This window comes from Alteromonas sp. 4NH20-0056 (genome assembly GCF_057539655.1).
This window is the reverse complement of record NZ_BAAJLS010000004.1, coordinates 212,976-225,003: the sequence shown is the minus strand read 5'-3', so window position 1 is coordinate 225,003 and position 12,028 is coordinate 212,976. Positions and strand designations below refer to the sequence as shown.

Sequence of the window (12,028 nt, the reverse complement as noted above, 5' to 3'; positions counted from 1 at the left end):
AGAAAAGGTGCCCTTGTTTCGGCTAACTCACTATGAAAAGCGGTAGGAAGTGGATAACACCGTAACGCTTGTGCAAGAATATCCGCGTTATTCTGGTCTCATAAAGCATAGGTGTCTTAAAACGTTCATGCAAAATAACACAAGCGAGGTTCACCATGACAATTAGCGTCGTATTATGTACAGCACCAAATGAAGAGAGTGCAACGCATATCGCTCATGAATTGATACGCCTTGGCCTCGCTGCTTGCGTAAACATACTCCCCAACATTACTTCTGTTTACAGCTGGGATGGAAAGGTAGAGCAAGACAAAGAAGTACAACTTATTATTAAAACCGCATCACAGCAGGTCGTTCGTGCGTATGAATTAGTATGCGGTTTACATCCTTATAATGTGCCAGAATGGATAATATTAGACGCCTCTGCAAGCGATAACTACCGCGCGTGGATGCATGACGTAACAATGATAACAAAAGAACATTCATGAATAATAAATTAAAAACCATGTCGCATGTGTTTGCCCTCTTTTTTCTTGCGGTGAGTGTCATAACGTCTGCGAACACTCAGGTGCCCGGAACACTAGATGATGTTTTTTCTAGCCAGCCAGAATTTTTGGATGTCGAACAGGCCTTTGCCTTCGATTTTGCTCAAAAAGGCCAATTACTTAGTGCCACGTTTACCATTGCCGATGGTTATTATCTTTATAAGAAGCAATTTAAGTATGTGGCGAAAGAGGCAGAAATAGGCAGTGCGCGCTATCCACAAGGGGTGATGATTGAAGATGAGTTTTTCGGTAAGTCTGAGGTATTTTATAACAGTGTCACCATCGATATTCCTATCACGCAAGCAAGCGAAGACGGCGTCATAAAAATACGGTATCAAGGTTGTGCTGACGAAGGGCTGTGTTATCCCCCCACGGTGAAAGTGGTGTATTTAAGTGAGGTCGTTTCAGGCGAAATGCTGCAAGCCAGCACTCCTTTGCAGGTAAAAAGCGAACAATATTCTTTGGCTGAGCGCCTTATTCAAAAAGACAACTTACCCATCACACTGTTGCTTTTCTTCGCGTTAGGCATTGGTTTGGCCTTTACGCCATGCGTGTTTCCTATGTATCCCATTGTGTCAGGTATCGTTATTGGGCAAGGAAAACCCAAGACCCTGTCCCATGCTTTTTGGCTTACATTTAGTTATGTGCAAGGTATGGCGATCACCTACTCGCTTTTGGGGTTAGTGGTTGCGGTTGCGGGTGCACAATTTCAAGCTGCGCTTCAGCACCCCGTTGTGTTAGGCGTTTTCATAACACTCTTTATTGCCCTAGCCATTGCACTGTTTGGCGGGTTTGAAATACAGCTGCCGGCTAAATGGCAAGAACGTTTAACGCATGCAAGTAATAACCAAACTCCAGGCAGCTTTTTAGGTGTGTTTGTGATGGGTGTGCTATCTGGGCTGATTGCGTCTCCTTGTACTACCGCCCCCCTTACCGGCATTTTGCTATTTATTGCGCAAACCGGCGACATGACGCTAGGGTTTATTTCACTGTACCTGCTTAGTGTAGGCATGGGCATTCCCCTTATTATATTTGGTATAACCGGGGGTAAATTGCTGCCTAAAGCGGGCAATTGGATGAATGTTATTAAAGTAACCTTCGGCTTTATGATGTTAGCTGTCGCCATTGTTTTCATAGAGCGTCTATGGAATAGCCCATACTCAGATTTCTTATGGGCCGCACTGGGCTTTGGGCTGTTTGGTTATTACTGGCGCATTAACCGCTCTACCCCGAACTCCTGGGTTAAATTAATACGCGCTGTGTTGGTAGCAATGGGTATCATGGCAAGCAGTTCTATTGCGTTTCATGCAGGCCAAAATGTGGGCTTATGGGGCGAGCAACAGGGCCACCCTGAATTTATAAAGGCAAGAAATCTTAGTGATTTAAAAGACAAGATTGTCAGTGCTAATGCCGAAGGCAAAACCGTCATGGTTGACCTCTATGCCGATTGGTGTGTGGCATGTAAGGAATTTGAGAAATACACATTCCCCAACAAAGAAGTGGTAGCTGCACTTAGCAATACCGTATGGATGCAGATGGACCTCACCGACAATACCCCTGAGCGTCAGGAAATCTTTGATACGTTCAACGTGCTCGGTCTACCGACTATTTTATTTTTTAACGTTGAAGGCGATGAGCTGACGAATGCAAGGGTCACCGGCTTTATGAACGCTGAGACGTTTTCGCGCCATGTCGATAGCACGGTAAATCCGTAGATGTGAAAAGGTGTCGTATTATTAACAGGTGTGCGCTACTTATATCTATTTCGCTGTTTGCCATAGTAAGTAGTGTCAGCGCCGCACAGCAAGAGGGGTGTTTTGATAACACCCGTTTTTGTATTGTGCTTACTCCCAACGCCGACAATACCCAAGCAGTTTCTGCCGTTCGCCGAATTAACCTTCCTGTCGCAGTTACCGTTTATTCGAACAGCCTTCACCCTTCATCGCATAGCAGTGCATTTCTTAACAGTAACACCCCCGTGGCATTAGGTACGGTCGAGCATGCAGATACATTTTGGGAAAATATGCGAGTAAAGTGGACACCAGGTGATGTCACAGCAATACATAATGAGGCTATCGACTACTTGCCGCCACTCCTGCCTACAAGTCGCTACCCTATAGTACAAGGTTTTAATGGCTCATTTAGCCATAGTGGGCGTTCTCGTTACGCCATCGACTTTGCTGTGCCTATAGGGACACCCGTTATGGCTGTCCGTGGCGGTATCGTTATTGATACAAAATCAGATGGAACAGCAGGCGGGCCCTCTCCCGACTTTGCAGAACATGCCAATTATGTCGCGGTACTGCATGATGATGGAACAACCGGAGAGTACTACCATCTTAAGCACAACGGTGTGGCCGTTACCCGAGGACAAGCAATAAACGCAGGTCAGCTCATTGGTTACAGTGGCAATACGGGGTTTTCTTCGCTACCCCACCTGCATTTTGGTGTATACATCGCGCAATTTAATGGTAGCTATAAAAGTGTGCCATTTTCTATGCCAGCCTACGCAATACACTCTCAATAGTCTTATACCGAAGTCAAGGTGTGCCGTATCGCTCAGGCGACATAAGGCCGTCAACACCACTAGCAACTTTGCACCGAAAACACCTGATTAGACCAGTATTTTGCTGCGAAAACTTTCTTTATAGCTATAATCAGTGGTCAATATGATGAACGAGACAGATAACTGCTTTTTTTTCGTGCAACTGTTGTTGAAATTTGTTGAAATGGCGAATACAACAACTTTTATCCGAAGATAGCGGCATATTCAATGAATATTTTGTTACTCAATGGCCCAAACTTGAACATGTTAGGGCAACGTGAACCCGATAAGTACGGTACACAAACATTACAAGACATTGTAGACGACTTGCAATCGCAAGCCGCTTCTTCAGATGTCACGCTAACGCATTTTCAATCAAATGCCGAGCATGCGATCATCGAGCGTATACACGATTCGATGGGCGCTATAGACGCTATTATTATTAATCCAGCTGCGTTTACTCATACCAGTGTAGCGTTACGAGATGCGTTGTTAAGCGTAAATATTCCCTTTATTGAAGTGCATTTATCAAATGTACATGCGCGAGAGCCTTTTCGTCATCATTCTTATTTCTCAGATGTTGCAGCAGGTGTCATTGTTGGGTTAGGTGCCATTGGCTACTCCCTTGCACTGACTGCAGCCATCAATTTACCGAAAACACAAAATTAATATAGAGACAGATCATGGATATCAGAAAAATAAAGAAACTCATCGAGTTGGTTGAAGAGTCTGGCGTAGCAGAATTAGAAATTACGGAAGGTGAAGAATCAGTTCGTATCCATCGCGGTCCAACGGGTGTTCAAGCGCCTGTGAACTATAGCTTTGCAGCGCCGGCTGCACCACAAGCTGCACCGGCCCCAGCGCCTGCTGCAGCACCTGTAGCCGCAGAGCCGGCTGCACCTGAAGGTCACGTGGTTAAATCCCCCATGGTAGGTACGTTCTACCGCGCCTCTTCACCTACTTCTAAAGCGTTTGCTGAGGTAGGCCAGCAGGTAAAAGTAGGTGACACCCTTTGCATTATCGAAGCAATGAAGATGATGAACCAAATTGAATCAGACAAGGCCGGCGTGGTTAAAGCGATATTGGTAGAAAACCAAGATCCCGTAGAATTCGACCAACCTATGTTCATCATCGAATAAGCAGGCACTGCATCATGCTAGATAAAGTACTTATTGCAAACCGCGGAGAAATTGCCCTACGCATTTTGAGAGCCTGTAAAGAATTAGGCATCAAAACTGTAGCGGTACACTCAACGGCAGACAAAAATTTAAAGCACGTGCTACTTGCCGATGAATCTATTTGTATCGGTAAAGCATCAGCCACCGAAAGCTATTTGAATATACCGCGCATTATTGCGGCGGCAGAAGTCACCAATTCGATTGCTATCCACCCAGGCTATGGTTTTCTTGCTGAGAACGCAGATTTTGCTGATGCGGTTGAAAAAAGTGGGTTCATTTTTATCGGTCCAACAGCGGATACTATCAACCTGATGGGCGATAAGGTCTCTGCCATTAACGCGATGAAGAAGGCTGGCGTACCATGCGTACCTGGCTCTGACGGCCCACTTACTGCTGATACAGAACGTAATAAAGCTATCGCCAAACGAATCGGTTACCCTATTATCGTTAAAGCAGCAGGCGGCGGCGGTGGTCGCGGTATGCGTGTTGTTCGAAGTGAAGGTGAACTGATCAGCTCTATCGAAACCACTCAGGCTGAGGCCGGTGCTGCGTTTGGTAACTCTGTCGTTTACATGGAAAAGTTCTTAGAAAACCCACGACACGTGGAAATTCAAGTACTGGCAGATGGTCAAGGTAATGCGATTCACCTCGGCGAACGCGACTGTTCAATGCAACGCCGTCACCAAAAAGTGGTTGAGGAAGCGCCAGCGCCAGGTATCTCTGAGCAAATGCGTTCAAAAATCGGTGATAGATGTCGTCGTGCGTGTATTGAATTAGGCTATCGCGGCGCGGGGACGTTCGAGTTCTTATATGAAAACGGTGAATTCTATTTCATCGAAATGAACACTCGAATTCAGGTAGAGCACCCAGTATCAGAGATGATCACTGGTGTAGACCTTATTAAAGAGCAATTGCGCATTGCAGCGGGCCAACCGCTTTCAATAGACCAGTCTCAAATACAAATTCGTGGCCATGCTATCGAGTGCCGAATCAACGCTGAAGACCCAGACACGTTTATTCCAAGTCCTGGAACCATCAGTATGTTTCACGCGCCAGGTGGTTTAGGTGTGCGTTGGGAGTCTCACGTTTATGCTGGGTATACCGTACCGCCATACTACGACTCGATGATTGGTAAGCTTATTACTTATGGTGAAAGCCGAGACGAAGCCATCGCAAGAATGCGTCATGCACTCGATGAAATTGTCATAGAAGGTATTAAAACCAACATTCCGTTGCAGCGTGCCATTATGGCCGATGAAAACTTCTTCGCTGGTGGTACCAATATTCACTACCTCGAAAAGAAACTAGGATTAAGCTAATCCCCCTTTGGGTCGCACACTACGCTGGTGCGGCCCAACTTTCCAAACGTCATACTCTGCGTTTTGAATCTCTATAATTTTTTATTCTATTTTAACGATTAAAACAATCAAGTTTTAACGTTATTCTTAGTTAGTTAATGTTCGTATACTACTCGCATGTTTTAACACCTCCCTGTTAAACATTGTGTTTATTATGTGTTTTTCCCTTTCGGAGTCCAACTCCACTGTATGCCGGCATCATTTGCCGGCTTTTTTATAAAACCAAATACAAAACAATATGTTCTGCGTTACATTTTCCCTATAGTATTACCTTTTACTTAACCTTATTGAAAGGACTCGCGTGGGCGCAAGACTCTTAGCTCTCTTTGCTGTGGTAGCACTTTTCATATTGTCGTCACGAACCTGGGCAAGCGACAACATTAACTACTCGCACAAACTCGATGTGCAAGTACGCCATGACGAGCGTAGTAACCGCCCTAGCCGCAATCAATACCGTTTGCGCTTTTATCCTCGCATTACCTTCACCAGCGACTCACGCTGGTCTCTCAATAGCTTTGTAGTAACAGGTGACAGTTTCGCTTCAAGCCATAATACCTTTGGTAGCGATACCACCGACTACCTGCATGCCCGTCGCCTGTTTTTGGCTGTTGAAGACGAGAACGGAAAGACCGAGTTTGGCGTAATCCCAACGTATAAGGGCAGAGTATCGTCATCGGGACTATCGAAAGACGGGTGGATAACCGGTATTCGCAATGTTTCAACCCTTGCCAACGACAGCGCCTTAGAAATTGTTATCGGCCAATTAGGCGATGTGAACGCAGGGGATGCACTAGATTTTGATAAACAAGACGATTACATAGAAATCGAATACTCGGCAAAAATGGGGCAACGCCACAGTTACGAAATCAGTGCTGAACGCATGACAAGAAGTAATTTTTTACGAGCCGAATATCGCTTCAAATATTCCAACTACAATACCCTTTTTATTGAAGGTATTAACTTAATTGGCAGTGACAGCGCGAAAATAGTGGTTGGCGTTCAAGGTGAAGTCTTGTTTGACGACTACCCTATCGAATATTTTTCACATTACTCTTATGTAAGCAATGCATTTGGCCCTAGAGCCGAACTTACTGAAGACTTTTTGGGCACCGGGCACGGTATGTCTGCTGAGTTTAGCGGTGTGTTATTTAAACAGTTCGACACGGAATGGTTTGTGCGCATTGACGTTATCGATAGCGTTAGTCGCGTGCTAACCGGCGTAAAAGTCTCTTTTCCCCGTTAGCATCAAAACACGCCTTGAGTTTGCGTAACAAAATACTGCGTATAAAAAAGGCCCATCAAATGATGGGCCAAACAGCAAGAACGCGTACACACTTTAACAGTGCATAGTAGTTTACGGGGCGACGTGTTATGAAGTTCACTGCGCAATCGTTACGTTTTCTTAACCTAATTTTTCCTCACTTCCCTACACATATCCTCACTTTTTTATTAGCCTTTAGTATTAGGGAAAAACGACATACTTCACGGATCGAGTTATAGCTGCCGAAATAAGACAACTATAGGAGACCATTGATTGTGGCTTCACGCCTGAACCAACTAAAAGAAGTGCTTCCTCTTTCTCGAATTTCTATCGATTTACTTCTTGCCTTACGTTTTCTGTACGACACGAAAAACGATGTGGTAGATTTAAAACAAGATGTTTCGGATCTCTCTGTAGTACCCGAGCGCCTGTCAGATAGCTACCGCCAAGAATGGGAGGCGTATGTACTTCGGGCTATCGTACTTGATATGAAAGACAACGAGGGTATTGAGCCAACGGTGTTTATTAACACCATGTTAGAACGTGTAGATGAACTTAAAGCAGAATCGAATGAATTAAAGTCGCTGAGTAAGCAAGTTGAACAGGCCGACGCAATAAACAGCGCAAACAATACGTCTACGTTTCCTTCACCTTGGCGACAGCAACTGATGACCCTATTACTGCCTATTGCGGCACTTGATGAGCCGCCAAGCAAAACATAAGCGGAACATTGATTAAATCGTAATCGGTTTACAATAGTAAAATCACCGAAGGGGCTATTTGTTGGCCCCTTTGGGTTTGTACTGAGATGGACAGTACCCTCTATCTACGCCTTCTGGGCGCAAAGCGGCATGTTTCGTTTTTCGACCCGTTACCCTCGCACGCCAATTTTTAAATGTTTTATGCTTCAGGTTTTTGCGCATTAATTTGATCACCTCTTTCTCGGGTAATCCGAAAAGGCGTTCAATGGCTTCAAACGGCGTTCTGTCTTCCCACGCCATTTCAATCACGCGAGATGCTTGTTCTTCAGTTAATTGCACAGTGGTTAATTGCATCATGGTTTATCAAATATCAGTTAAAGAGGTATCAGGCATTAGCGTACTTGCTCATTATCGAGCCAAGTACATAGGATTATTCGCTTTATACGTCTATCGTTGCTTTTTGTTCACCTTTACGCAGGTTTTAAGCACTACGCATCGCTCAGTTTTTCATGTATTAAGTTTAACAGTGTCGCTGCAGCTTTTGCGTCTGATAATGCCCGGTGATGACGCTCCATACTAATATCGAAGTGGCGTGTTAAGTTAGCCAAAGAATAAGATGGTAGCCCAGGGAAGACTTTGCGCATTTCTCGCACTGTACATAATTTGGGGCGTCTAAAGGTTTGTTCTAGTCGCGCGAATTCTTGCTTAATAAAGCCATAATCGAAGTTAACATTGTGCGCAACGAATACCGCGTCTTCACTAAATTGCGCAATGCCCTCTGCGACTTCAGCAAAATACGGTGCATCGGCCACCATCTCCTCGCTAATACCAGTTAAACGGGTAATAGAAGCCGGAATACGGCGGTTGGGATTGATAAGGGTTTGGTAAGTATCTATCACCTCACCGGCAACCATCTTCACCATACCTACCTCGGTAATACGATGGTAAGCGCTATTTCCACCCGTGGTTTCAATATCTACCACCACATAAGGCTGATTAGGATCTCGATGCCAGGTTACCGTCGTGACAGCAACATTAAAGCCCGCTTGCTTAAGACATTGAATAGACACCAATTGATTTCTTCTTAATTGGTCGCCCGGCGCCTTTATCTCTTCAAACCGTAACTCGCCATCCAGTACCATAATATCGGGAAAACCGTCTTTCAACGCCGCAAAGTCTTTACACATCATTCTTAAAAGCGCTTTAACGTGGTCTATATCGCTGTGGGCTAGTAACACGTCAATAGGCTCTAAAAGGTACCTGCTCCACATAAACAGGCTATTCACTTTGCCATAATGGGCGGCGGCATTTTTACTAACATGCTTTTTAAAACGTTCCGGCGACGTCAATTGCGCAAACAACTGCTCGATACTGTCTGCAAACTTTGCATAAAAGTTGTTTTGTTTTAGCGATAACGGTCGCCTATCAAATTCGGTGACAAGGCTGTCTTCCTCGTATAGCTGTTGCCAAAACGTTAGTCCAAATAGGCTTCGCCATAAACGGTTTTCTGTTCGCCACCCGCTAATTCCCAGGCGCTTATAGTGCGCCAGCACGCCATGTTCCACCTGTTGATTTTGGCTAACATCAATATCGAGGGTTCGACTTGCCTCGCGCAGCATATCGGTCACCGCGCTTGTGCGTTTTTTATGGAATTTTCTTGCGTAAAAATCCTCGGCAAAAGCTAACAATGTGTCGGAAGGAGGCGACGCCATTATCTCTTCCAGCATTGCCTTTACGCCCTCTTCGTCCTTATCTTTATAACTTTCTCTAATCCACTTTTCTTTCGCTTTATCGCTGTTTGCATCATGCAGAAGTGCCAATGCCTTTATCCGTTCATCAGGTAAAAGTTGTAAACCAAGCGCGTAGATAAGCTCGTCACGATAAAAGCTGGCTGATACGCCTTCTGTAACCGGCATGGTACTATTTGCAAGGTCAAGGCGCTGCGCGTCGTTTAAATAAGGAAGCTTGCTTAGTGCATCTGCGTAAAACCATGCGGCTTGCGCATCAGCATTGTGTTCGAACCGAGCAACATCGGCAACAGAGTCAGCCCGGGTTCGCATCACCCCTAAATCCCGCATAGAGAACTGATTTAATCGACTTTTTGTGTTACCGAAATATAAAAACAAAAGGAACCGTAATGCGCTATCAAACCCACAGACTAAGTAGTCTTGGCTTGAGACATTAGCAGGCCAACCGTGTGACTGTATTAGTGCACCAAGCTTCTTGACCAACTGAGGTTTGCTTTGCGACGCCCCCCCTTGGGTACTGCCATATTCACTTAACAGCGTTACAATGGCTTGCTTGGTCATCACCCCCGCAATATCCTGCAACGATGCATAACGCAAATCACGAAACCATCCTTCTGCAGTAAGCCAGTCTATTTGGGCTTGAGGGTTATCTATTTCGTCATAGTTGAACTGAGTACGGTCAATTACCGCGTACTTTCTGTTCGCGGCGCGAACAACAATGCACTGTTTATTTTCATCTAATGCGACAAACCGTTGAATGAATGTGCTTGCCTCTTCACTCAGTAGCAGGGCATTTGCCCCTTCGAAAAACTGTAAAAACTCAAAAAAGTGGGTGAGGTAATACCGTGGTGGTAATTCTTTTCGCATAGTATGCTCAGTCAACAAATACCATTATAGTGTATATTTATACAGCACCATTAATCAACCTTCACGCGCTGCTTTGCGACCCACATAAAGAATGCATTCAACTGTGCATCGTCTTTTAGCAAGGCCAAGCTATTAAAATGTTTTGCCAGTGTCATTTCATCAAAGAACCTGTGTATACCGCTATGGCATTGCCTGCACACCATTACACCCTGCTCTCGTATTTCGCGCGGAACATGCTTTTTAAAGTACGTGCGTCTATGCATTTTCTTAGGAATAAGGTGATGAAACGTCAGGCGTGTTTTGCGTTCGCAACACGGACAAATTCCAATTCTTTTTGACATGTCAAACGCCCTATCAGCAATTAATTTCTATGAAACACTGGCAAATACCATGACATCAAATACGGTCTTCACTTTTTTACCAATCCGCTTCAATTTTAGATCCGTATAACTACTATCATTCTTAACAGAGTTACCTAACATGAGTTTAACCCGTTCAATGTCGTTCTCATGCCCCTACTGCATGGCGCCTAACGACGTAGAAATAGATGAAATTAACGATGTGGGCCAAGTGCAAGTACTTGATTGCCAAGTGTGCTGCCAACCTATCGAATTGAGCGTTTTCCAACATGGTGATGACTTGGAAATTAATGCAGAGCGAGAGAATGACTGAACATACCCACATTTTTAAACGCGATGATATTGAAAACCTTGAGCAGCGATATCGCGCTAACCTAATTAATAGTGTGTCTGGATTTAAGTCTGCATGCCTGCTTGGCACGACAGACGGCACAACCAATAATGCCGCAATAATAAGCTCAGTGGTTCATATTGGCGCAAATCCACCGCTGCTGGGTATGATCATGCGTCCACATACCGTGCAGCGTGATTCACTCGAGAACATTAAAAAATCGGGTAAATATACGTTAAATCATGTGCACAGTAGCTGGGTAGATAAAGCACACCAAACCTCAGCCAGATACGACAAAGAAGAAAGCGAGTTTGACGCTGTTGGCCTCACGCCTTGGTTTAGCGATAACTTTAGCGCCCCTTACGTAATGCAAAGCCACCTCAAGTTGGGCCTCACTGTCGAACAGCACTTCACCCTATGCAATAAAACAGAAATGGTTATAGGCCGTGTAGAGGAGTTGTTTGTCGAAGGAAATACAATCGCTGATGATGGCTATATTGATATAGAGACACTAGGCAGCGCATGTATTTCAGGCTTAGACAGTTACCATAGCACCAAAAGGATTGCACAGTATGCCTATGCAAAACCGAATGAAACCTTGAAACAAAAATGAACGGTTTGTGCGGTCGTGTGGTCTTAAACTTGGTAGTAGCGATAAATGCTTAACATTATTTAATCTAGATCAACCAAGTAAAAACAATTTTGGCCGATCCTTTTGTTTCACGCTATAGTACAAATATTGTTGATAAAAACCTGCCTCTTGCGGCAGGTTTTTGCGTTTTAAGCGTTTGATAAAAAAGAATCATTATCGTTTCTATCTCATTTGGAGAGTATTATGAAATCTGTAAACCGTCGCGACTTTTTAAAAATGTCAGGTACGACACTAATTGGCCTTACGCTTGGCGGTGTTGCGCTACGTGCGCAAGCACAAGAACAGCTGCAATCAGATGATCCTACAGCGAAGGCATTAAGCTATACACCAAACTCAACGGTTGAAGGTGCTAAATGCAGCAACTGCATGTACGTGCAGGGTGCAGACGGCGATGAAAATCGTCCTTGTGCTATTTTCCCTGGAAAACTGGTGAGTGCTAACGGTTGGTGTAGTGCGTGGGTAAAACGCCCAGGCTAACCGCTGTCG

Annotated in this window: 14 protein-coding genes; 11 read left to right on the top strand and 3 right to left on the bottom strand. The window is 44.7% G+C overall.

Annotated elements, in window-relative coordinates; translation table 11 throughout:
• Positions 1–155: 155 nt before the first annotated feature.
• From cutA to AC27EZ_RS09615, 8 genes are all read left to right on the top strand, one after another.
• Positions 156–485 carry a divalent-cation tolerance protein CutA gene (gene cutA, locus AC27EZ_RS09650; RefSeq protein WP_487135126.1) on the top strand — a complete coding sequence of 110 codons (330 nt, stop codon included), beginning with the start codon at positions 156–158 and terminating at the stop codon, positions 483–485.
• On the top strand, positions 482–2,257 hold the full coding sequence (locus AC27EZ_RS09645; protein WP_487135125.1) for a protein-disulfide reductase DsbD: 1,776 nt from the start codon (positions 482–484) through the stop codon (positions 2,255–2,257). Before cutA ends, AC27EZ_RS09645 begins: the two co-directional genes overlap by 4 nt.
• A gap of 2 nt (positions 2,258–2,259) precedes the next feature.
• A complete protein-coding gene (locus tag AC27EZ_RS09640) occupies positions 2,260–3,069 on the top strand; it encodes a M23 family metallopeptidase (RefSeq protein WP_487135124.1) in 810 nt (269 codons plus the stop codon).
• Between the two features lie 246 nt (positions 3,070–3,315).
• Positions 3,316–3,756 carry a type II 3-dehydroquinate dehydratase gene (aroQ, locus tag AC27EZ_RS09635; protein WP_487135123.1) on the top strand — a complete coding sequence of 147 codons (441 nt, stop codon included), beginning with the start codon at positions 3,316–3,318 and terminating at the stop codon, positions 3,754–3,756.
• Between the two features lie 14 nt (positions 3,757–3,770).
• Positions 3,771–4,226, top strand: a complete 456-nt coding sequence (gene accB / locus AC27EZ_RS09630; protein ID WP_487135122.1) for an acetyl-CoA carboxylase biotin carboxyl carrier protein — start codon at positions 3,771–3,773, stop codon at positions 4,224–4,226.
• 14 nt (positions 4,227–4,240) lie between these two features.
• On the top strand, positions 4,241–5,584 hold the full coding sequence (gene accC, locus AC27EZ_RS09625) for an acetyl-CoA carboxylase biotin carboxylase subunit (protein ID WP_487135121.1): 1,344 nt from the start codon (positions 4,241–4,243) through the stop codon (positions 5,582–5,584).
• Positions 5,585–5,924: 340 nt separating this feature from the next.
• Positions 5,925–6,866, top strand: coding sequence for a hypothetical protein (locus AC27EZ_RS09620; protein ID WP_487135120.1), 942 nt, complete (start codon positions 5,925–5,927; stop codon positions 6,864–6,866).
• A gap of 293 nt (positions 6,867–7,159) precedes the next feature.
• A complete protein-coding gene (locus AC27EZ_RS09615) occupies positions 7,160–7,606 on the top strand; it encodes a hypothetical protein (RefSeq protein ID WP_487135119.1) in 447 nt (148 codons plus the stop codon).
• A gap of 54 nt (positions 7,607–7,660) precedes the next feature.
• Here the strand turns inward: AC27EZ_RS09615 and AC27EZ_RS09610 are convergent, their stop codons facing one another.
• The 3 genes from AC27EZ_RS09610 to AC27EZ_RS09600 form a co-directional block, all read right to left on the bottom strand.
• Complete coding sequence (locus tag AC27EZ_RS09610) at positions 7,661–7,942, bottom strand: TIGR03643 family protein (protein ID WP_487135118.1); 282 nt, start codon at positions 7,940–7,942, stop codon at positions 7,661–7,663.
• A 131-nt stretch (positions 7,943–8,073) separates the two neighbouring features.
• Positions 8,074–10,200 carry an exonuclease domain-containing protein gene (locus AC27EZ_RS09605; protein ID WP_487135117.1) on the bottom strand — a complete coding sequence of 709 codons (2,127 nt, stop codon included), beginning with the start codon at positions 10,198–10,200 and terminating at the stop codon, positions 8,074–8,076.
• Positions 10,201–10,250: 50 nt separating this feature from the next.
• Positions 10,251–10,541, bottom strand: a complete 291-nt coding sequence (locus tag AC27EZ_RS09600; RefSeq protein ID WP_487135116.1) for a hypothetical protein — start codon at positions 10,539–10,541, stop codon at positions 10,251–10,253.
• A 139-nt stretch (positions 10,542–10,680) separates the two neighbouring features.
• On the opposite strand from AC27EZ_RS09600, the gene AC27EZ_RS09595 reads away from it, so the two are divergent.
• The 3 genes from AC27EZ_RS09595 to AC27EZ_RS09585 all read left to right on the top strand — a co-directional run bounded on the left by AC27EZ_RS09595 (position 10,681) and on the right by AC27EZ_RS09585 (position 12,019).
• A complete protein-coding gene (locus tag AC27EZ_RS09595; protein ID WP_487135115.1) occupies positions 10,681–10,872 on the top strand; it encodes a zinc ribbon domain-containing protein in 192 nt (63 codons plus the stop codon).
• On the top strand, positions 10,865–11,503 hold the full coding sequence (locus AC27EZ_RS09590) for a flavin reductase family protein (protein ID WP_487135114.1): 639 nt from the start codon (positions 10,865–10,867) through the stop codon (positions 11,501–11,503). The genes AC27EZ_RS09595 and AC27EZ_RS09590 overlap by 8 nt, the downstream gene beginning before the upstream one ends.
• A gap of 222 nt (positions 11,504–11,725) precedes the next feature.
• On the top strand, positions 11,726–12,019 hold the full coding sequence (locus AC27EZ_RS09585; protein ID WP_487135113.1) for a high-potential iron-sulfur protein: 294 nt from the start codon (positions 11,726–11,728) through the stop codon (positions 12,017–12,019).
• Positions 12,020–12,028 lie beyond the last annotated feature (9 nt).

Excerpts from the sequence above, each read along its gene's own strand:
- AC27EZ_RS09605 (WP_487135117.1), bottom strand. The coding sequence starts at position 10,200 with ATGCGAAAAGAATTACCACCACGGTATTACCTCACCCACTTTTTTGAG.
- cutA (WP_487135126.1), top strand. The coding sequence starts at position 156 with ATGACAATTAGCGTCGTATTATGTACAGCACCAAATGAAGAGAGTGCA.
- aroQ (WP_487135123.1), top strand. The coding sequence starts at position 3,316 with ATGAATATTTTGTTACTCAATGGCCCAAACTTGAACATGTTAGGGCAA.
- AC27EZ_RS09610 (WP_487135118.1), bottom strand. The coding sequence starts at position 7,942 with ATGATGCAATTAACCACTGTGCAATTAACTGAAGAACAAGCATCTCGC.
- AC27EZ_RS09595 (WP_487135115.1), top strand. The coding sequence starts at position 10,681 with ATGAGTTTAACCCGTTCAATGTCGTTCTCATGCCCCTACTGCATGGCG.
- AC27EZ_RS09585 (WP_487135113.1), top strand. The coding sequence starts at position 11,726 with ATGAAATCTGTAAACCGTCGCGACTTTTTAAAAATGTCAGGTACGACA.
- AC27EZ_RS09645 (WP_487135125.1), top strand. The coding sequence starts at position 482 with ATGAATAATAAATTAAAAACCATGTCGCATGTGTTTGCCCTCTTTTTT.
- AC27EZ_RS09600 (WP_487135116.1), bottom strand. The coding sequence starts at position 10,541 with ATGTCAAAAAGAATTGGAATTTGTCCGTGTTGCGAACGCAAAACACGC.
- accC (WP_487135121.1), top strand. The coding sequence starts at position 4,241 with ATGCTAGATAAAGTACTTATTGCAAACCGCGGAGAAATTGCCCTACGC.
- accB (WP_487135122.1), top strand. The coding sequence starts at position 3,771 with ATGGATATCAGAAAAATAAAGAAACTCATCGAGTTGGTTGAAGAGTCT.
- AC27EZ_RS09590 (WP_487135114.1), top strand. The coding sequence starts at position 10,865 with ATGACTGAACATACCCACATTTTTAAACGCGATGATATTGAAAACCTT.